A 19,832-nucleotide genomic window follows, 5' to 3' on the forward strand; every position below is an offset into this window, starting at 1 on the left:
TCCTTTTGTCCGGGGCATAACGGCGGGAGGGGCTTGCGGGAATGCCCGACAAAGCCCCTCCTTTTTTGCCATTCGTCGATATGCATTGCCTTTCAAAGGCGCCCGCTTCCGGTCCCGGGCAAAGCGCCGTGACGGAAGTCTCCGATGGAAACCCTACGCCGTCTCACAGCGTTCGAGAACCTGGCCGGCGATGTGGAAGCCGATCTTGAGGGAGGCGGTGGCCGCCGGTGACGGTGCGTTGCATACGTGCATCCCCCGTTCGGAACGAAGGATCACAAAGTCATCCACCAGCCGGCCGTCCCTGGACAGCGCCTGGGCGCGCACTCCCGCCGGCGCGGGAACGAGGTCGTCGGATGTCAGCTCCGGGAGGTATTGCCGGATCATCTTCACCATGGCACTTTTGCTGAAGGAACGGACCATTTCACCGATTCCCTCGCGCATGTACCGGAAGGCGATCTTCCAGAAGGCGGGATAAGTAAGCACCTCCAGCGCATCCCCCAAACGGATGTCTCGCTTTCGGTACCCCTCCCGCTTCAGAGCCAACACTGCGTTCGGTCCCACGTGCACCGTCCCGTCGATCATGCGCGTAAAGTGAACCCCGAGAAAGGGAAACGCCGGATTGGGTACGGGATAGATCAGGTTCTTCACCAGATGGCGCTTTTCCGGACGAAGCTCATAATACTCCCCGCGGAAGGGTACGATCTTCAGATCAAGCGAAACCCGGGCCCTTCGGGCGATCCGGTCGCTGAACAACCCGGCACAGTTGATCAAAAACCGCGTCCGCACCGTTTCGCCGCTTGTGTGCACCTCCGTAAATTCCCGGTGCTCCTCGATCTCCTCCACTTCGGCGGAGGTCCGGATCTCGGCCCCCTTCTCCTCCGCCATCGCCGCCAGCACCTGCAGTACCCGCCTGAAATCCACGATCCCCGTGTCCGGAACGTAAAGGGCCTCCAGCCCCCGGACGTGGGGCTCCCTCTCCCTGAGCTCCTCCGGACTCCATTTTTCAAGTCGCAAACCATTGGCAACTCCCCGGCGATACAGGGCCTCCAACTGCGGCCGTTCCTCATCCCTGACCGCCACGATCACCTTTCCGCACCGCTCGTGGGGAATGTCGTGTCTCCTGCAGAAGTCGTACATCGCCCGGCTTCCCTCAACGGCGAAACGCGCCTTTAAGCTTCCCGGACGATAGTAGATGCCGGAATGAATCACCCCGCTGTTGCGGCCCGTCTGATGCAGCCCGAGGGCCTTTTCCTTCTCCAACACCAGGACCTTCGCTCCCGGGGCGGAGGAGACCAGATGATACGCCGTGGAGATCCCCACAATCCCTCCGCCGATGATCGTAAAGTCAAACATCCGATTTCTCCTTCCTGCTTCAGGGTTCTTGCTTCCCGAGATCAGGAAAATCCTGGGCATAGATCGCCCGGCTCCTTCAGTGGATTCCCGTTATGCCTTGGATAAAAACCCCGGCAGCCACTCCCGACGCCAGGCTCTCCTTCACCCTCTGCGCCCTTTGCCGCCGATTACCCGGTGATATCCCTCCTCCGGTACCCGGCGTAACCCGCAAGGGTGAAGAGGAGAGAAAGCAGGAAGAGCACGAGTACAGGTTCCGGACGGAAGGATTCCACCAACAGCTCCGGCACGTGGTGAAAGGCGGAAATCCCGCTCAGCCAATCGGGAAATCTCAATAGATCGCCGAAATAAACGGCGATGAAGCAAAAGGTGAAATACAGCCAAACCAGGTGAACCGCCCTCGGCGCAAAACCGATCAACAGGAGGGCGAGGCCGAGCACCACCCACATGGCCGGAAGATAGACGAGGACGGATTGAACCAGCTCCCCAAAGGTTGCGACCCCCTCCAGGACCGAAGCCCCCGCCGACCAGATGCCCAGGGCGACCATGATCTGCATCAACGCCGAGACGAGCAGCGCGGCGGCGCCGTAGGAAAACATCATGGTCCACCGGGATACGGCTCCGCTGTAAAACAGTTCGGACCGGCTCTGGTTTTCCTCCCCCTGCAACTTCAACACGGTCAGGAGGGCGGGAACGATGCTGAACAGGGTGACGATGACGATGAGCAGCGTCAAAAATTGTTTCGTCAAGTCGGAGTCGTCCTCTCCCAACATCTGCAGGATCAACTCCATGTCGCCGTAATAGGTTTCCAATTCCCCGAGAATCGCTCCGAAGGAAGCGCTGAGCAGGAAGAGGCCGATCGCCCAGAAAAAGACGGTCGTCCTCTGCTGGCGCAGGACAAAGCCGAAGGGAGTCCTCAACAAGGCGGTGGCACGCGCCCTCCCCTTGCGGGCGGGGAGGAACCCGGCGCCCATGTCGCGGACGGCGTGGAGGTAAAAGGAAAGGGCGATGAGAAGAGCCGCGGCCGCCGCCGTCATCCAAACCGGCCACCACTCGTTTTCCAGGAACACATAGGCCCTGGACACCCATCCCAGGGGCGAAAGGAGGGATGCCGCCTCCGCCTCCACATCCCCGACCGCCCGCAGGACGTAAAGGGCGATCAGGGCGCCGAAGGCAAACCCCTGCGCTCCCCGGGAGGTTTCCGCGAGCTGAGCGCACAGGGCGGTGATGCCGGCGAAGAGGACGCCCGCGCTCCCCAGAAGGGCCCCGTACAAAAAGGCGCTCTCCGTCGTCAGGCCGTCCAGGTCGGTGCGGCTGAGCACCGCTCCGATCAGCAGGGCCAGCAATCCGTTGACGATCAGGGCTTCCACCAGCGCGGCGCCCAGATAGGCCAATCGCCCCACCGGCAGGGAACGGATCAGCTCCAGCCGCCCCTCCTCTTCATCGGTCCGGGTCGCTCCGCCGACGAGCAAAATATTCATCACCGCCGCGGCGATGGCGGAAAACATCAGCATTTCGGTGGCAAAGGCCAAGGACGTGGTGAAGTCGGACGTATCGTATCCCGGGCCCAGCATCGCTTTCATGGCGGGGTTTTTCATGGTCAGGGCAAAACCCGCGAGATCTTCCTCCGTCTTGTAGACGGTCGGGTAGGCGGACGCCGCCGACACCGTGACCAGAAGGATGCCGGCCAACCAGACGGCGATTTTCAGGCGGTCCTTCCGGAACAGGAGCTTGATCAGGCTTCCGGTGCCTCTGAAACGTTCCCTCCTCATTCCGCCGTCCCCCCGGCTTCCGCGCCCTCGTAATACCGCATGAAGAGGTCCTCCAGGGTGGGCGGCAGGCATTCCAACTGTTCAATGCCGAACCGGCAGATGTGCCGGATCACCGCATCCAGCTCCTCCCCGTCCACCTGGAAATTCAACGCGCCGTCCCTTTCCTCCAGGTGATGGACTCCCTTAAGTTCCCGCAGACCGTCCGGCGGCCGCTTCGTCCGGAGGATGACGTTCATGCGGGTCAGATGGCGCAGATCGGCGAGGGAACCTTCTTCGATGATCTTCCCCTGCCGGATGATCGCCACCTTATCGCACAATTTCTCCACTTCGGACAGGATGTGGCTGGACAAAAACACCGTCTTCCCCTCCGCCTTGGCTTCCCGGACGCATTCCTGGAAGGTGCGCTCCATCAAGGGATCCAATCCGGAGGTAGGCTCATCCAACAGGTACAGATCGGCATCCTGGGCGAAGGCGGCCACCAGGGCCACCTTTTGCCGGTTCCCCTTGGAGTAGGTGCGACACTTTTTCCGCGGGTCCAATCCGAACCGCTCCAACAGCTCTTCCCTTTTGTTCTGATTTCCGTTTCCCCTCAGTTTCAACAGCAGATCGATGACCTCGCCCCCGGTCAGATTGGGCCACAGGTTCACATCGCCGGGGACGTAGGCGATCCGCCGATGGATCTCCACCGCATCCTTCCACACGTCTTTCCCGAAAATCCGCGCCGAACCGCTCGTCGCCTTCAGCATCCCGAGCAAAATCCGAATCGTCGTCGATTTTCCGGCTCCGTTGGGCCCGATGAAACCGTAGACCTCCCCTTCGCCGACAGTCAGATCGATGGAATCGAGGGCGGTGAAATTCCTGAACCGCTTCGTGACGCGCCTCACCTCGATGACGCTCATCCCTCTTCTCCCCCCTGCTTGTAAAAGCACGTTTTCAAAATATGAAGGTATTGTTCAAACTCGTCCCACAGGCGCTGAAACTCCGCGGGCTCCGGCTTTTTTTGTTTGAACCGCTCCATCATGTCGCCGGCATATCCCTTGATCGCCCATTCGATCAATTGACGGGCCCGATCGGGATCCACGTCGTCCCGGAACCGGCCGCGGTCATACTTCTTGTTCTCATAGACCTTGCCGAATCCGTAACGCATCACCCGATCCAGTTTCCCCTTCAGCTCGATCGGCAGGTCCTCCGCATCCGTCAGGAAGAAGTGGGTCAAAAAACGGCTGATCTCCGGATGTTCGGTGAAAAATTGCCATTTCACCCGGGAGATATGGGCCAGACGGTCGATCACATCGTCGATCGAGTCGTCGATTTTGTCCAAAAACTCCCGTTGCACAGCGTCCAGGCTGAGATCTATCAGATGCCAGTAAAGCTCCTTCTTGCTGTTGAAGTAATAGAACAGCATCCCCTTTCCGATCCCGGCTTCCTGAACGATCCGGTTGGTGGAGGCCCGGTCGTATCCCTGTTCTCCGAATTCCTTCAAGGCCGCGCGGATGATCCGATTCTGCTTGTCCGAATCCAACTTTTCGAAGGACTTGAGTGCGTATCCCATTTCGGTTCTCTACACCCCCTCATATCGACCGTACTGGTCTAATTTTAGGGTATCAAAATCGACCACCCTGGTCAATTCCTTGCCGAAAAAAAGAATCCGGAGGGATATCCGGATCCGGCAGGCGAACGAACTGGAGCGTGCACCTTGAAGCGAGGCTGGATGCTCTTTTTTCCCGTGCAAACTCGCACATTTCCCTTTTGAAAAGGGGGATCGTCCATTTTATCTCAATGTTGTGATAAAACATGAGCAACACAGCACCGACAGCATGTCCGAGGTATCCGGGTCATCAAAGGTTGTGATCGCCGACCCGAGCACCGATAGGCACAGAAGCATCAAGGGAGCGGTTCCACCTCAACCGGGCCTTTTACCCCTTAAATTCCCCTATAGGAACGCGGACGAGCCCGAACGGATTCCGGCGTCTTCAAAAGCCGAAGGGGACCGCACGGGTACTCGGCGCAGGTCCCCTTCAAGTTCCGCTTCCTATTCGTCCTCGCCGTCCAAAAGCGGGATCCGCTTCCGGTACCGGGCGATCAGGCGCTTGTTGTGCCCGTCGGCGCCCTCGAGGTTGCCGCTCAGAAAAACCGGCGGCTCCACGCCGCTCTCGGCCAGCAGGGCGACGGCCTCGGCCAGGATGCCGTTTAAGAGGGTCGCCCCGGTCACCGTGGACGAGGGGGCGAAGGGAACGTCCACCTTGGGGTGCGTCAGCAGGGCATCCCCGACCGGCGCGTGATTGTCGATGACCAGATCGACCACCTCGTGCAGTCGCTTGCCGCCATGATGGCGCGGCGGCTGGCTTTGCGCGTACTTCAGGGAGGTGATCGCGATCACGCAGGCTCCCTGCGTTTTGGCGTACAAGGCCACGTCGACGGGCACCGGGTTGCGGCCGGAGGTGGAGAGGACGAACACCACGTCCTCCTCCCGAAAATCCTGATCCGCCAAAAAGGTCGCGGCATAGCCGTTTTGCCGCTCCAGCCGGGAGGAGCGGACGGCCCCTTCGTGCAGCATCAGGGGTTCGATCAGAATCGGCTTGACCGGCACCAGCCCCCCGGCCCGGTAAAACACCTCCTCCGTCAACAGGTGCGAATGGCCGCAGCCGAACAGCTGGACGATCCCGCCCCGCCGCAACCCTTCCGCGACCCGGCGGGCGGCCTCCCGCAGCCGGTCGCCTTCCTCCTTTTCGATCAAGGTGAGCAGCTCATGGACCCTTTGAAAATAATCCTCCAGCATGTTTCCACCCCCGATGGTCGGAACTTTGATGGAGAAGCGGGCCTGAGACGAAAGGGGAAGCAGCGCTCCACCGGCACGGCACTTTCTCCCGGCGGCTCCTCCACCCTTTTCATCATCCAGGCGCCTCAGCCAACCGCTCCTGCTCCCTCCGCAGGATTTCCGCCATTTTGTCCACCGCCGCATCGATCACCCTTTTCCCCTTCTCCTTCGTGGCGAGGGTCGCATCGCCGAGGACGGCCGTCTCCGTGATCTCCTCCCAGGGCGTCGGAGTCAGATCCGCCTCCTCCGGAAACGCCGGCACGTCCCGGATCGCCCGCTCCATGTCCACGAATTCTTCGGCGAGATAGAGCATGTAGGAGGTTTCCAGTTCGCAGGCGTGAAAATAGGCGGCGTGGACCGCCGGCGTCTCCCGCACTTCCCGGATCGCCTCCCGGGTCCCGGGATAAAAGAAATGGTACACCTTCAGCTCCCGGATTTCGTCGTAGAGGATTCGGGCCGCCTCCTTCAGGGCCGGAGCGTTGCCCAGGTGTCCGTTGATCACCCCCAGGATGCGAACCCCCTGAAAGTGGAGGCTTCGGCCGATGTCGACGATCAGCCGGATCAGGGTCTCATTGGAGACGTGGAGGCTACCCGGAAAGCGGCGAAGGCTCCAGACCTGGCCGTAGGGAAGAACGGGCAGCTGAAGCGCGCCGGTCCGTTCGGCCACCCGCCGGGCCAGGCGCTCCGCCAGCAGATTGTCCGTCCCCAGGGGAAGATGGGGACCGTGGGCCTCCACCGCCCCCACCGGAAGCAGGGCAGTGTAACGGGCCTTTCGGACCGCCTCCCGAAAATCAAAGGAACTCAAATGATCGTACCGCACCGCGCTTCCCCCTTTCCGGTACATCGGGAAAGCCTTCCGCCTCCCCGGATCAAGTTTTAAAGGCGAAACACCGGGCGGGATTATCGAAGAAAAACTTGCGGACCAGCCGCTCCCCGTCCAACCCCCTCCGGTCCGCCTCATCCACCAGCCGAGGCACCCACTTGGCGATGATGTACGCCAACCCCAACCCGTGGTCATAATGCTTGTAGTAACTTTTCCGGGCGGTGTCGCCGCTGATCAGGATCTGGTCCTCGTATCCCTTCTCCACCAGCGACAAGATGCAATCGATCCGCATGCTCTCCGGCCCGTATTTGATCTTGCCGATCCCGTCAAAGCAGAGAAACGCCCCGGTCTTGGCCACCTGTTCGTGGTAATAGGGATCCGGGTTGCGGTCCATGTGTCCGAAGCTGACGCAGGAGAGATCCACCCCCTCCTCCCTCAAAATCTCCATCTGCTCCAGGGCCATCGTGCCCGACTCCGTGTGGGAATGGATCGGCGCCTTCGTCTCGTGATGGGCGCGGGCCACCGCCCGGATCGTCTTGATCTCCAGCGGCGTGATGCGGTTGTACCCCGTTCCGAACTTCACCTGGCCGCCCTTGCAGGGCGTTCCCTCCAAGCCCTCCTCCACTTCCCGGATCACGAATTCGGCCAGTTGATGGATGGAAGCCTCGTCGATCCACCGATAATAGGTTTCATAGTCCCCGATCAGCCCTCTCAGGCGCTCCGGCAGCTGCGCCGACCATAAAAAGCTCTTGTTGAAGCCGGCGGTGCCGATCACGAAGATTCCCGTCTCCTCGGCGATCGCCTTCACTTCCTCCACGCGGCGGCCGTAGTCGACCGCCGTCGCATCCACGATCGTCCGGCCGCCGTGACGCTTGAAGTCCAGCACGTCCCGCTTCGTCTTTTCCTTGTCGTCCAGAAGCAGATCGTCCTCCCCCCGCTCCCGCCAGTAGGGCGGGATGCAGACGAGATGTTCGTGGGAATAGGTGAATCCCATCTCCTGCGGATCGATGTCTCCCGTCAGGGTGCGCACAAAACTCACGATTGCCTCCCCCCGCTCCTCGAATTTCCTCCCCGCATCCGCCTCCCCGCTTCAGGGGATCAGAAGAAGAGCTTGGCCAGGAAGTGGATGACGGGCCCGAGGATGAACATGTCCGAGTCGGCGGCCCACATCGCCGTGTCGGGGATGGTGCCACCGATCAGGAACCGGACCATGAAAAACTGCCCCCAGGCCACCACCGTCGAGGTGATGAAACCTCCGATCAGGGCCCCGCGCACGCCGCCCGTGGCGTTCCCGAAAACCCCGGCGGTCGCCGAGTGGAAAAACAGGACGATCATCGTCGGCACAAAGATGTACCCGACGGCGTTGCCGATGATCACCAGCCAGAGCAGCGCCCCGACGAAGGAACCGAGGAAGCCCAGGATCACCGCATTGGGGGCGAAGGGAAAGACGACCGGGCAATCCAGGGCCGGTTTGGCGCCGGGGACGATCTTCGTCGCGATGCCCTTGAAGGCCGGCACGATTTCGCCGATGAACATCCGGACCCCCATCAGCACAATGGCGATGCCGCCGGCGAACTGGAAGGACTGGACGATCGAGTAGACGACGAAGTCCTGGTCCCCCGCCTTCTGGATCAGCTGGTTCGCCCCGGGGGTGTTTTTGAAGACGATCACCATCGCCCCGACGAAGAACAGAACCCCCATGGTCAAGGCGGTGATGACGTTGGAATCCCGCAGGAACTCCAGCCCCTTCGGCAGCCGGATTTTCTCGGAATCATTCTCCTTGTTGCCGAACACCTTTCCCGCCAGCGCCCCCAGCAGAGCGACGGAGGCGGAGGTGTGACCGAGGGCGATGCTGTCGTTCCCCGTGATCTTCCGCATGAAGGGCTGGGTCAGGGCCGGCTGAACGGTCCAGTACAAGCCCATGACGACCGTCAGGAAAAACACCAGCTTTCCGAAGGAAACATTTCCGGAGGTTTGGACGACGATGCCGGCGAAGATGAGGGTTGTCCAAAACATCATGTGCCCCGTCAGGTAGATGTACTTCAGCCGAGTGAAACGGGCCAGCAGGACGTTGATGAGAAAGCCGATGGTCATCGCCAGGGTGACCGCGCTGCCGAATTTCCCGATGAAGCGGTCCTGACCGATGAACTCTCCGAGGGAAGAGTCCTGCAGGTTAAACACCTCTTTCCACATGGGTTCGAAGACCGTCAGGGAATCGACGATCACCCCCGATCCGGCGCCGATGATCAGAAAGCCGATGATCGCCTTGAAGGTTCCGCTGATGACCTGACTGGCCGTTTTTTTCTGCACCAGCAGACCGATCAACACGATCAATCCCAACAAAATCGCCGGGGTGCCGAAAAAGTTGGTGGCCAACCACTGAATCACTTCCATGCTTCCACCCCTCCTCGCGGATCCTGATTACTTGCCCAGATGCTCCTTCAGGGCGGTTCGGATCTCGTCCAGATCGAAATAGTTCTCCACCCGGATAATGGGAACTCCCCGGTCATCCAGGGTCTTGGCCAGTTCGCCGTTGGTGACGATGTAGTCGGCGGGCATGCTCGACGCGCCGGAGACATCCATGTGCTCCACATCGGCGTCGACGCCCATCTCCTTCAGCACCGTCTCCACATTCATGCGCAGGATCAGGCTGGTCCCTTGTCCCAAGCCGCACACGCAAAGCACTTTCATCCCTCATCCCCTCCCAGAATGGACTCAATGTTGTGATAATCGCTCGCCCGAAGCAGCCGCTCCACGTTGCCCGGATCGCCGAGCAGGTGAGTCAGGCGCTGCAACAGCCGAAGATGTTCCTCCGACGAGGAGGCGCCCAGCCCGAAGACCAGCCGGACGGGATCGTGGGCGCTGTGGCCGAATTCCACGGGGTGGATCAGGCGAACCATCGAGAGGGCGGGCTCCTTGACGCCGTCCTCCGGCCGCGCGTGGGGAATTGCCAGGTGCGGCGCCAGCACAAAATACGGCCCATGCTCCCGGTAGTTCCGAACCATGGCCTCCACATACTCCGGCGAAACGGCTTCCGCCTCCGCCAGCAACCGTCCGGCTTCCCGGATCGCCTCTTCGGGATCTTCCGCGTTGACGTGCAAGTCGACCAGGTCTCTCTCCAAAAATCTCATCGTTCTCTCCTTCTGCTCAGATTGGTGTGAGAATGCCTCTTTCAACAGGCCTCTGATCCCAACAGGTTCAACAATTCCCCTTCGCTTCGGGCCTCGAGGACGGCACGGAGGGTCTCCTTCCGGCTCAGCCGCCGGGTCAACTGGGACAAGGCCCGCAGATGCCCTTCGTCCCCTGTCGCCGCCAGCACGATAATCAGCCGCACGGGGTGCTCTTCGTCCGGAAAGGGAATCGCCCGCTTGAGCTTCAACACGCTCAGGCCCAGCTCCCGGACCCCGTCTTCGGCCCGGGCATGGGGGACCGCCACCTGCGGGGCGATCACCATGTAAGGGCCCAACTCCCGGACCGTGCGAAGCATCGCCTCCACATAGCGCTCTTCGATCATCCGCCGGCGGATCAGGGGATCGGCCGCCCGCCGCACCGCCTCCTCCCATCCCGCCACGGCATCGCACACCCGAACCGTTTCCCGGGACAGCAGATCCTCCAATCCGGGTTTGGGAGGAAGCGCCCTTTCCGGGGGGTGGAACAACTGGCCCAAGGCCAGCTCCAGGCCGGCCCGGTCCCGGATCTCCGCGTATTGTTCAACCACCCTCAGCAGGGAATCCAGGGACGGAGCGCGGGGATACGTCTCCTCCAACCCCAGTTTCCTCTGCAGTTCCGCAAGTTGCGCCCCGGTCAAGATGGGACTGACGGTCATCACCGGCACCGGGGGAGCCGGCTCGAGGGGTGCCGTCGTGAGGATGACATCGGCTTGATCCAGATGGCGCCGGTAGTTCCGGATCGTAGTGGTGCGAAGGATCTCCATGGACGGAAACCGCTCTTCCAATTGTTGCTGCAACATCCGGGAGGTGCCGACGCCGCCGGCGCAAACGATCAGGACCCGGGGGTTGCGGCGGACCGTGAGGCCCCCGCGGCGCAGCCAACCGCCGAAGTGCATGGCCATGAAGGCGATTTCGCTTTTCGGCACGGGCTTGTGCACGATCGCCTCGAGATGGTGGATCACCTGCTCCGTGATCTGATAAATCTCCGGGTAGCGTTCCATCACCTGCCCGGCGACGGGATTATTCACGGGAATATCATATATTAGCCGGTAATACGCCGATTTCAGATGGATCAGCATGTTGTGTTCCATCTCTTTTCGTTCGGGAAAACGGACCAGCGCCCGCTTCTCAAAATCGTCGATCATCCTTCGGATCACACCGGACAACCTTTGGAGATCTCCGCTGTCGATCTCCGCTCCCAGCTTGTTGATCCGCGCTCCCAGCAGATGGGAGGTCAGGTAGTCGATCTCGTCGCCGGGAACGGAAACGGAAAAGAGTTTGGAGATCTTCTCCATCAAGGTCTGGGCCATGCTCCTTTCCGGTGCGTCCCTCAACACTCCCTTTTCAACGGGGTCGAGGCGAACCATCCGCCCCAATTGGATGCGGCGGAGGATGAACAGGAGGCGGAGGGTCAGCTGGAGATGGACCGCGTCGGTGTACTCCACTCCGTACCGTTTTTCTTCATCCTGGATCAGCTCCGCGACGTCGTCAAAGAGATGCGGAGGAAAGGAGGGAAAACCGAAGGCGCGCCCCTGGCGAAACAGGTTTTGCTTGTTGGTCTCCAGCAGGGGCCAGGCATCCTCGGGGAAAAGACCGGACAAATGCTCCAGCATCCCCCTCCGGCATCCCTTCTCCTCCCCCTCGATGCAGTAACCCCTTTTCCGGTCCGATATGAGCGAGACGCGGAAGGAGCGGAGGCGATGTTTCAGCCCTTTGATGTCCTCGATCACGGTATTGCGGCTGACGCGGAAGAGGCGGGTGAAATCCTCGATGAAGACCGGTCGTCCGGCGGTCATCAGGTGCAGGACGATCCAGGACTGCCTTTCTGCCGTCCCGTATTCGTAATCCCGTTCGTGAAGGTTTTGGATCGCTTCCCGGACGCTCTCCCGCTCGGCTTCCTCCAGCACGACCCCGGAGCCCCGAATCCTTTTCATCGGCGAAAACCCCTGTTTCTTCAGCCAATCATCGATCTTGTCGAGATCGTAATAGATGGTCCTCCGCGACACCCGGAAGGTTTCCGTCAGAAGCGGGATCGCGACGGTCCCCTCCGAGCGGGCAAGGTAATGCAACACGGAACAACTGCGCTGATCCAAGGCCATCGGATGACGCCTCCCTTCATTTCCTCTCCTTCCGCTTATTTACTTTCAGTGTATCGCAAGCGGGAAAAGCGCGAATAGACCAAAAGTCTTCCATCCCTGCGTGCAACACCCGGGACTCAAACAAAAAGGAGACCCGAACCCCCTGTCTCACAAGGAGTTCGGACCTCCTTACGCCGAACGGTTTCCTTTTACCCCTTCAACGAGGGCGTAAACAACCCGAGCCGGGCGATCCGCTCCGCCGCCTCCGCCAGGCGGGATTCATCCGTGAGCAGGCCGACCCGCACATACCCTTCGCCGTGCTCTCCGAATCCCCTCCCCGGCGCCACCGCCACATGGGCCCGCTCCAGCAGGAGATCGGCAAAGGCTTCCGAGGTGTATCCCTTCGGTACGGGCAGCCAGCAGAAAAAGGAGCCCGCCGGCGGCTGCACCTCCCAGCCCGCCTCCCGGAGCTTTTCGATGAGCGTGTTCCGCCGGCGCTCATAGACGGCGACCAGTTCTCCCACGCAATCCTGAGGACCCAAAAGCGCCTCCGCCGCGGCGGCCTGGACCGCCCCGAACAGGCTGACATAATAGTGGTCCTGGATCAGGTTGATCGCCTCGATCGCGCTCTCGTTGCCCACGGCGAATCCCACGCGCCAGCCCGCCATGTTATAGGTCTTGCTCAGAGTGTAAAACTCGACGCCCACCTCTTTGGCCCCGGGCACCTCCAGAAAACTGACGGGCCGGTGGCCGTCAAATCCGATCGACCCGTAGGCGAAATCGTGCACCACCAGGATGCGGTGCTTCGCCGCCAGCTCCACCGTCTCCCGGAAGAACTCCCGGGAGGCCACGGCGCCGGTCGGGTTGTTCGGGTAGTTGAGGAACATCAGCTTGGCCCGCTCCAGCTGTCGGGCCGACAGCACCGAGTAATCCGGCAGGAAGCCGTTGTCCGCCGCAAGGGGCATCCTGCCCATCTTCCCTCCGGCGATGGCGATCCCCGACCAGTAGTCCGGGTAGCCCGGATCCGGCACCAGCGCCAGATCGCCCGGATTGAGGAAACACTGGGAAATCTCCACCAGCCCCGCCTTGGCCCCGAACAGCACCGCCACTTCCCGCTCCGGATCCAGCGTCACGCCGTATTCCCGCCGGTAAAATTCCGCCACCGCCTCCCGCAAAAAGCCGTATCCGCGGAAGGGCGAATAGCGGTGGAGCTTGGGCTTGTCCGCCGCCATCTTGAGGGCCTCCACGATATGCGGCGGCGTCGGCAGATCGGGATTGCCCTGCCCCAGATTGATCACATCATATCCCGCCCGGATCTTGGCGGCCACCTTTCCCACCAGCCGGGCAAAAAACTGCTCGGGAAGCCGCCCGAGCATCTCCGCCGGTTGAAACCGCATCCCCTTCACATCCCATCCGCAAACTCTTTTGATGTTGATGTTAAACGTGAAAGGGAAATCTGTCAAAAGACTTTTTCAGATTGAGGGGTGCATAGAGCCGGGGGAAAAGCCTAGACACATAATGAAGCATCACTTCAAATGAACAGTTGTGAGCTTTATATCTCTCAAAATTTTTTCCTTCATAGATGACGGAAAAATGCTTTGTCAAGGACCATTAAATTTTTGTGATATTATAATAGACGACCTTTTCTTTCTATTGGAATGATTGTATCATAAAAGATTATATCCAGATTCTGAAAGGAGCTCTGCACCCGACGATGCTGGACCGCCTGCGCACCCATCTCCAGGAACGGATCGATCAACTGTCGGAAGCCTGGCGTCGCTTTGTCGGGAATCACCCCCGGCTCATCCGCACCTTGAAAAAAACGTATATCACGCTGACGTGGGCCGCCATGTTTCTCGCCATCTTCTGTTGTATCTTCGTCCCGGCGTCACGCGTCGTGCTCATCCAGCTCCTCTGGAGCTACTACGCCCTCTGGCAGTTTTGGTTCCTCTCCCGCAGCAAAACCTTGGGCTGGTCCCACACCGCCCGGTTCTTCGTCATCGGCGCCTGGGTGACCGCCCCCCTGTCGGCTCTGATCGTCTGGAGCGTCCACGGCCTGGGCGAAGGGGAAGCCGAGCTCACCATCCACGACGAATGGAGTTCGGCCTTCTTCGGCCCCCTCGTCGAGGAAACGGTGAAGCTCCTTCCCCTTCTGCTTTTGCTTCTTCTCTCCCGTCGCGTCCGCTCCTTCAGCCTGACCGACTACCTGCTGGTCGGCGCCGCCACCGGGACCGGTTTTGATTTTCTCGAGGAAGTGGTTCGCACCTGGGCGATCCAACATCGGACCAGTGGACTGTTCGGCTTTCTCTACGAAGCCTTCAACACCTCCGAATTGGTCTGGGAAATCGACACCCTGTTCCCGGGCTATTTCCGGGACGGCGATGTCATTGCCGCCGGCCACCACGTGTGGACCGCCTTCGTCGCCTTAGGTCTAGGGATGGCCCTTCGCCTCCGGCAGCGTTGGGGACGGAAGGCGTACCTTCTCCCGGGCATCCTCTTTCTCTGGGCCGTCTTCGATCACGGGGTCTACAACGCCTCCCTCAACGGCCTGTCTCCGGAGGTGGAACTCCTTTATCTCCTGACCGGCTACGGCCACTTTTTCAAATGGGGATTCGTAGTCGCCCTGATCGCGGCTGTCCTCTGGGACTTCCGGGAGATTAACCGAGTAAGTGACTGCCTGCCCCGGCTGCCGAAGGAGGAGCTAATCGAACCCGTCACCGAATTCCTCACCCTGTGCCGCGCTTTCCTCAAAGGGCGGCAAGAGTGGGGACATGCTCTGTTGTTTCTGCGGGAGCGGCGGCAGATGGCCTTTTCGCTCCTTCGCGGGGACGAAGCCACATCATCGAAGGAACCGCTGGACACCCTGTCCCGCCGCCGGGCCGTTCTCGCCGCCCTCGGCTGCCTGCTGCTTGTGGCGATCGGTGCCCTCTTGAACGCCCACGCCTTCTCCTCCGACACCGCTTACTTCGCCGGCCTGATCGACGATTTGGCCAAGTGGTGGGAGGGACTTTCCTGGTACGAAAAGGCGGCGGTCCTGCTCACCGTCCTATTGACCGCGGCACTTCTCACCGTGGCCACCGGCGGCGGATGGATCGCCGCGGGTTTCTCCGGACTGAGCGCCGCCCTCACCCTGCAGGAGGTGCTGTCCAACCCCCGGCCCGTCACTTCCTTCCTGCGGAATCCGATCGGCTTCATCCGCTCCTGGTGGCGGGAGCTTCGCAAACGGCCTCCTCAGGAGGCCGCCGTGGCAGTGACAGCGCTCCTCGCGGAGCAGGTGATCGAGCGCATCCCCGCCGTCAAGGTGCTGAACCGGCTCGCCGACGGCCTGAAGGACACCGCCCAGCGCATCGCGAAAAAGCTGTGGGGACGGGACAACATCGAGGCCACCGCTGGGCGGAGAATGGACACCTTTTCAACCGACGATTCCATTCGGAATTCATCGGGTGAAATGTCGAAGGGAACTTCCAGCGGGTCGGGGAATTCGGCTGATCGTTCGTCGAACAGTAATTCGAATTATGATGACAAAGATCCCTTTGAAAAACAAAATAAAGTGACGGACAACTACTTGCCAAACTTCGAACAAGCGTTTATCGATAGCAGAAAACTGACTCAGTATGCATTAAATCACAATCATCCTGTTGGTAAACATAAAGCGAAGGTTTTTGAAAGTGTTCTTGGGTACAATCAATCGAATGCCGGCGATTTAATAAGACAAATAAAGCAGAAACTTCCTGAATGTACCGCAATCAAAGGAAAACTTGATCAGTACGGTCAAAGGTATACGGTAGATATTCCTGTAGTTGGCCCAAACGGCCGCTCCGCCATTGTTCGAACCGGTTGGATTATAAAAACTGGATCAAATACTCCAAGTTTGACCACAATTTATGTCAAATAGGAGGAACTATTATGAGATATCATGAGCACGAGATTATTCGCCTCCTCGTAGACTTGCCCGAACATGGATTGAAAAAAGGAGAGATTGGAGTTATTGTCGACGCCTTTGATAGACCAAATGAAGCCTATGAGGTTGAGTTTGTAGATAAAGACGGAAAAACAAAGGTTCAAACTGTTCTATTGCCGCACCAGTTCGAAGCGTTTCATTTATAAAGATCAATACCGACGAAGTATTTTACCTGTGGAACATTGTAATATTGTCAGGTCGACGCCTTAATTCAAATCGAAAGAAATTACCCGGATGGAAAGGTGATGAACAATGGGGCTGGGTGCGTATCCTTTCCAAAAGAATGGATCCGATACGACGGAGAACACTATTTTCTCGATGTACCGGAGAAAGAAGACGAATCTTATTGGATCGAACAGTTTTACCTTTGGATGGAAAGCTGCTGCGAACATCCTGATATGGAGGCTGCCTCTGAACGTATTTCCAACTGGGGCGGGTAAGAAGAGGCCTGATTGCATTCATTATTTGGTGTGTGAACCGAATTTTTAAATAGCTTCTAATATTGGAAGTTGTTCGTACAAACGAAAATAAAATTATAACCAATTTTATAAGGAAGAGGTGAACCACTTGAACTACTGGCATCAAAATGGGGTTGGTATCTTGGGGCTATCGCTTCAACGACAATCGATGCTTTCTAAATGACCCCCAGATCCGAAAACAATGGATCACCAATGTCACCCAATCCCTTTTCGAGTTATTGGAACGCTTCGCCACTCCTTATAAAGTGGAACTGGGAACTTTAAGCAAAGGTATGAAGCATACGTTCATTGTGAAGAGCCTAATTTCCATCAAAATAAGTATTTCAGCTACTTATGCTACGGATGACATTACCGATGTGACGATTAACTTAAACCTCCAATGCTATGAAGTGGATGAGCATCTTCAAACAACACTCTGGAATTCAGGATTCCTCCGGTTACACAATCTGGACAAAAGAGGGAAATTAAAGACCTCAACAACACAAAATAGTTATGATCCCATAAAGCCGGTACTCAGCATCGTGATCAAAGGATGATTATGTGAGCCAATCAAGAGTTTGGTATCGCAAAGGTGGATTGGCGTCTTGGGACTACCGATTTAAATATGACCCTCGTTCCCTCAACGACCTCAAAATCCGCAAACAATGGATTATCGATGTCACCCAATCCCTTTTCAGCATCTTAAAACCCTTCGCCACTCCCGGTAATGCGGAAGTGGGAACCTTCAGCCAAGGAGATGAGGCCTTTCTTGTCCAACATGACGATCCAAAATACCTGGAAAAATTACTTCAGTTCTTACGTTCTACAGATGACGTCACTGATGTGACCATTTCCTTGGATCTCCACTGTTACGAGATAGACGAGCAACTTCAAGTAAAAAAACTGTCTCTCGGAAATGCGGGATTCCTGTGGCTATATATTAACTTGGATGAAACTGGACAAATTTACAATCCTTGGGAAAACTATGATCCCGTCACATTGATGCTCAGCATTGATGTCAATATTTATGCCCCTCTACTGAATGAAACAGAACAGAGTCTGGAAACCGCTCGAATGAACGCCCCCATTCTCAAAGGCTTTTTGAAGCGATTGGAGAAGGAGCTACCATTCGAATTAACAGATCAAGATGGACCGTGGTATATGCTGGAGTATCTTGAGAAAATGTAGAAAACCGAGTGGCACGTTTGAGTTCCAGACACCTCAACCAAGGGCAAGGGATGAAAATGAATACTGCCGTTTGGACTGATTGGGATTCGACGTGGATTTATAGTCTTGTGATTGATGATCCCGACACCCTTAACAATCCAAAAGCACGCAGGCAGTGGATTAGTGATGTTGTTCAGTCCCTCTTGCACATATTGGAACCTTTTGCCACCCCCCGCGAGGTAGAAGTAAGCACTCTCAGTCAAGGTGAAGAAGCTTTTGTGATAAGGAGAGACGATCCGGAATATTCATCGAAACTTATTCAGTACCTGAGCCGGACCGATGATGTCACCGACGTGGATTTTATTCTGACACTTCACTGTTATGAGGTGGATGAGAACCTGAATGGTAAGGAAATCGAGTTTGAAATCGGCGGGGCTATTTATTTGGTGATCGAATTGGATAAAGACAGAAATATCAGGCCTTCGTCAAAAGGAAAAGATGATTCGCCCATTTGGATGTCTATTCACCTGTATGTGGACATCCACGCACCTTTACTGAGAAAAACAAAGAAAAGCGAGGAAACCGCGCGAATCAACGCACCTCTCCTGAAAAACTTCTTAAAACGCCTGGAGAGTCACCTTCCAGTTGAACTTAGCGAAGTGGATGCCGCTCCCTATCTGTTGGAATACCTTGAAAGCATCTAGTCTAAGTATCAAAACTCATCGATGGCATCACATTTATAGTCGACACCGAAACAAACGAGGCCCCTTACAGTTACATCAGGGTCTACGGAGGTTCCTTCCGATGGGACTCCAAGAGAAAAATCACTTTTCGAATTGACGAACACAGCTTTATTATCCACAGATTTTCAGGAACATCCCTTTCTACTTCTCAATATGAAGAGTTGTTACGTTCAAAATGATTTGAACAAAACCCAAAGGATCAGCAGGTGATGTTCCGTGACTTGACGACTGGTAAACAACTCATTTGCGACCATTTCGTGAAAAATATCAACCGGCTCCCCGCTTTCTGCATGTTAAAAAAAGAAAAGCCACCTCCGATTACGATTATATCCTCGAACTCCTCACCATCATCTTCAGGGCAGCTGTAGAAACCGGTAACCCGGTTAATTGATTTAAGAAGACAGTATAACAGTCAAGAATCAGAGAGTGCGCTCAGTGACGTTTGTTCCAAAAAGAATTCCTTTATCGTAGGGGCAACATCGATTCGGCGGATGAACTTTTTGTTTCATCCGCCACCTCCACATGATTCACAATCAATTAAAACAACTATTGAAGGATGTCTTGCTCCTTCAACATCTTCCTCCCGCAGGTCCATTACTTGCATCCCATCCATTCCAGGCAAAGATTGCGGTAAGTTGGATCCTTTCCTCACATACTCCACCTGCCGGCTCCGCCTTTTTGAGAACCGCGCGCAATGCCTCTTCCAAGGTGGAACGTTCTTTGAAAGAGGGAGGCCATGCAGAAAGGGTGTCTGTCACTGCTTGTTCGATGGTCCGCTTCCGCGACCAGTGATAACTGTAGGTTTCCGGAACCGGGAGGTGGGGTCGTCATCGCCAGTATTTATTGGTACGGTCCCTTCGCCGATTGGCAGAAAGCCGCTTTTTAGGTTCTCCGGAATGGTCTGGAGAAAGAGGGTGCTTGAGCTTGAGGGCAGACCGTCCCGATTCACGGCGTGGGATGAGCCATCCCTTCCTTTCAGGTCGCAAGGATCGGAAACGGAGGATTTCATACCTGGCGAAAATGGAGAACAAAGCACCTCCATCTTGACCGAAGCAGCAATGTTGGCGAGAGAGCTCGGATCGCGCCTCTACTTCAATAAACTGATCGAAAGCTTCAACAAATTAAGCACCAAGTGGCATGGAGAAAAACGGGTAGCCGAGTTGGAAGAATGGTTTCAATTGTGGGATTTTGATGTAACTTATCGGGAAAGAAGCTCTTCCCTCTGAGGGGGATCCAACAAGATTCCCCGTTCCGAACGGACCAGATAAATCAACCATTTTGCAAACAGCAAAGCCACTGTTGCTTAGTTATAAAAAAACCCGTTCTCTATTCCCTATCGACCTTCTTTTTCACCTCGCTATCAGACAGGCGTTGACTTTACGCGATACATAAACTAGTGCCCCTTCAGGCAACCTTGATCTTGTTTTGTTCTTTTAAGATGGCTTCGTGATGTTTGTTTTTGTTGCGCCAACGGATGTATGCTTGGATGGCT

General features: G+C 57.1%; 17 protein-coding genes. 5 read left to right on the top strand and 12 right to left on the bottom strand.

Annotated features, from left to right (window positions below):
- Positions 1-153 precede the first annotated feature (153 nt).
- From lhgO to CLV97_RS09630, 12 genes are all read right to left on the bottom strand, one after another.
- Entirely contained in the window at positions 154-1,353 is a 1,200-nt protein-coding gene (gene lhgO / locus CLV97_RS09575; RefSeq protein WP_106345301.1) for an L-2-hydroxyglutarate oxidase, read from the bottom strand.
- Between the two features lie 167 nt (positions 1,354-1,520).
- Positions 1,521-3,122, bottom strand: a complete 1,602-nt coding sequence (locus tag CLV97_RS09580; protein ID WP_106345302.1) for an ABC transporter permease — start codon at positions 3,120-3,122, stop codon at positions 1,521-1,523.
- Complete coding sequence (locus CLV97_RS09585; protein ID WP_106345303.1) at positions 3,119-4,021, bottom strand: ABC transporter ATP-binding protein; 903 nt, start codon at positions 4,019-4,021, stop codon at positions 3,119-3,121. The genes CLV97_RS09580 and CLV97_RS09585 overlap by 4 nt, the downstream gene beginning before the upstream one ends.
- Complete coding sequence (locus tag CLV97_RS09590) at positions 4,018-4,674, bottom strand: TetR/AcrR family transcriptional regulator (protein WP_106345304.1); 657 nt, start codon at positions 4,672-4,674, stop codon at positions 4,018-4,020. Before CLV97_RS09590 ends, CLV97_RS09585 begins: the two co-directional genes overlap by 4 nt.
- A gap of 480 nt (positions 4,675-5,154) precedes the next feature.
- Positions 5,155-5,901: an SIS domain-containing protein gene (locus CLV97_RS09595; protein WP_106345305.1), complete on the bottom strand. Its 747-nt coding sequence runs from the start codon at positions 5,899-5,901 to the stop codon at positions 5,155-5,157.
- Positions 5,902-6,013: 112 nt separating this feature from the next.
- Positions 6,014-6,760, bottom strand: coding sequence for a creatininase family protein (locus CLV97_RS09600; RefSeq protein ID WP_170070439.1), 747 nt, complete (start codon positions 6,758-6,760; stop codon positions 6,014-6,016).
- A gap of 49 nt (positions 6,761-6,809) precedes the next feature.
- Positions 6,810-7,802 (bottom strand): phosphotriesterase family protein, encoded by a 993-nt coding sequence (locus CLV97_RS09605; RefSeq protein WP_106345307.1) that lies wholly within the window; start codon positions 7,800-7,802, stop codon positions 6,810-6,812.
- Between the two features lie 59 nt (positions 7,803-7,861).
- Positions 7,862-9,157 carry a PTS ascorbate transporter subunit IIC gene (locus CLV97_RS09610; RefSeq protein ID WP_106345308.1) on the bottom strand — a complete coding sequence of 432 codons (1,296 nt, stop codon included), beginning with the start codon at positions 9,155-9,157 and terminating at the stop codon, positions 7,862-7,864.
- A gap of 27 nt (positions 9,158-9,184) precedes the next feature.
- Positions 9,185-9,454: a PTS sugar transporter subunit IIB gene (locus tag CLV97_RS09615; protein WP_106345309.1), complete on the bottom strand. Its 270-nt coding sequence runs from the start codon at positions 9,452-9,454 to the stop codon at positions 9,185-9,187.
- Positions 9,451-9,894: a PTS sugar transporter subunit IIA gene (locus tag CLV97_RS09620; protein ID WP_106345310.1), complete on the bottom strand. Its 444-nt coding sequence runs from the start codon at positions 9,892-9,894 to the stop codon at positions 9,451-9,453. The genes CLV97_RS09615 and CLV97_RS09620 overlap by 4 nt, the downstream gene beginning before the upstream one ends.
- Positions 9,895-9,935: 41 nt before the next feature.
- Positions 9,936-12,032, bottom strand: coding sequence for a BglG family transcription antiterminator (locus CLV97_RS09625; protein ID WP_106345311.1), 2,097 nt, complete (start codon positions 12,030-12,032; stop codon positions 9,936-9,938).
- A gap of 188 nt (positions 12,033-12,220) precedes the next feature.
- A complete protein-coding gene (locus tag CLV97_RS09630; protein WP_106345312.1) occupies positions 12,221-13,408 on the bottom strand; it encodes a pyridoxal phosphate-dependent aminotransferase in 1,188 nt (395 codons plus the stop codon).
- Between the two features lie 317 nt (positions 13,409-13,725).
- On the opposite strand from CLV97_RS09630, the gene CLV97_RS09635 reads away from it, so the two are divergent.
- The 5 genes from CLV97_RS09635 to CLV97_RS09665 all read left to right on the top strand — a co-directional run bounded on the left by CLV97_RS09635 (position 13,726) and on the right by CLV97_RS09665 (position 19,566).
- A complete protein-coding gene (locus CLV97_RS09635; RefSeq protein ID WP_106345313.1) occupies positions 13,726-15,906 on the top strand; it encodes a PrsW family intramembrane metalloprotease in 2,181 nt (726 codons plus the stop codon).
- An 11-nt stretch (positions 15,907-15,917) separates the two neighbouring features.
- Positions 15,918-16,118 carry a DUF4926 domain-containing protein gene (locus tag CLV97_RS09640; protein ID WP_106345314.1) on the top strand — a complete coding sequence of 67 codons (201 nt, stop codon included), beginning with the start codon at positions 15,918-15,920 and terminating at the stop codon, positions 16,116-16,118.
- 873 nt (positions 16,119-16,991) lie between these two features.
- Entirely contained in the window at positions 16,992-17,618 is a 627-nt protein-coding gene (locus CLV97_RS09655) for a hypothetical protein (protein ID WP_106345317.1), read from the top strand.
- Between the two features lie 8 nt (positions 17,619-17,626).
- The gene (locus CLV97_RS09660; protein ID WP_146130457.1) at positions 17,627-18,301 is read left to right on the top strand and encodes a hypothetical protein; all 675 of its coding nucleotides are present in this window, start codon (positions 17,627-17,629) and stop codon (positions 18,299-18,301) included.
- Between the two features lie 953 nt (positions 18,302-19,254).
- Positions 19,255-19,566 carry a hypothetical protein gene (locus tag CLV97_RS09665; protein WP_146130458.1) on the top strand — a complete coding sequence of 104 codons (312 nt, stop codon included), beginning with the start codon at positions 19,255-19,257 and terminating at the stop codon, positions 19,564-19,566.
- Positions 19,567-19,832: the final 266 nt, after the last annotated feature.

Source organism: Planifilum fimeticola (genome assembly GCF_003001905.1).
Taxonomy (GTDB): Bacteria; Bacillota; Bacilli; order Thermoactinomycetales; family DSM-44946; genus Planifilum; species Planifilum fimeticola.

Bases quoted from the DNA above. Each gene is read 5' to 3' on its own strand.
- CLV97_RS09635 (WP_106345313.1), top strand. From the start codon at position 13,726: ATGCTGGACCGCCTGCGCACCCATCTCCAGGAACGGATCGATCAACTG.
- CLV97_RS09595 (WP_106345305.1), bottom strand. From the start codon at position 5,901: ATGCTGGAGGATTATTTTCAAAGGGTCCATGAGCTGCTCACCTTGATC.
- CLV97_RS09610 (WP_106345308.1), bottom strand. From the start codon at position 9,157: ATGGAAGTGATTCAGTGGTTGGCCACCAACTTTTTCGGCACCCCGGCG.
- CLV97_RS09585 (WP_106345303.1), bottom strand. From the start codon at position 4,021: ATGAGCGTCATCGAGGTGAGGCGCGTCACGAAGCGGTTCAGGAATTTC.
- CLV97_RS09625 (WP_106345311.1), bottom strand. From the start codon at position 12,032: ATGGCCTTGGATCAGCGCAGTTGTTCCGTGTTGCATTACCTTGCCCGC.
- CLV97_RS09615 (WP_106345309.1), bottom strand. From the start codon at position 9,454: ATGAAAGTGCTTTGCGTGTGCGGCTTGGGACAAGGGACCAGCCTGATC.
- lhgO (WP_106345301.1), bottom strand. From the start codon at position 1,353: ATGTTTGACTTTACGATCATCGGCGGAGGGATTGTGGGGATCTCCACG.
- CLV97_RS09590 (WP_106345304.1), bottom strand. From the start codon at position 4,674: ATGGGATACGCACTCAAGTCCTTCGAAAAGTTGGATTCGGACAAGCAG.
- CLV97_RS09580 (WP_106345302.1), bottom strand. From the start codon at position 3,122: ATGAGGAGGGAACGTTTCAGAGGCACCGGAAGCCTGATCAAGCTCCTG.
- CLV97_RS09630 (WP_106345312.1), bottom strand. From the start codon at position 13,408: ATGCGGTTTCAACCGGCGGAGATGCTCGGGCGGCTTCCCGAGCAGTTT.
- CLV97_RS09620 (WP_106345310.1), bottom strand. From the start codon at position 9,894: ATGAGATTTTTGGAGAGAGACCTGGTCGACTTGCACGTCAACGCGGAA.
- CLV97_RS09640 (WP_106345314.1), top strand. From the start codon at position 15,918: ATGAGATATCATGAGCACGAGATTATTCGCCTCCTCGTAGACTTGCCC.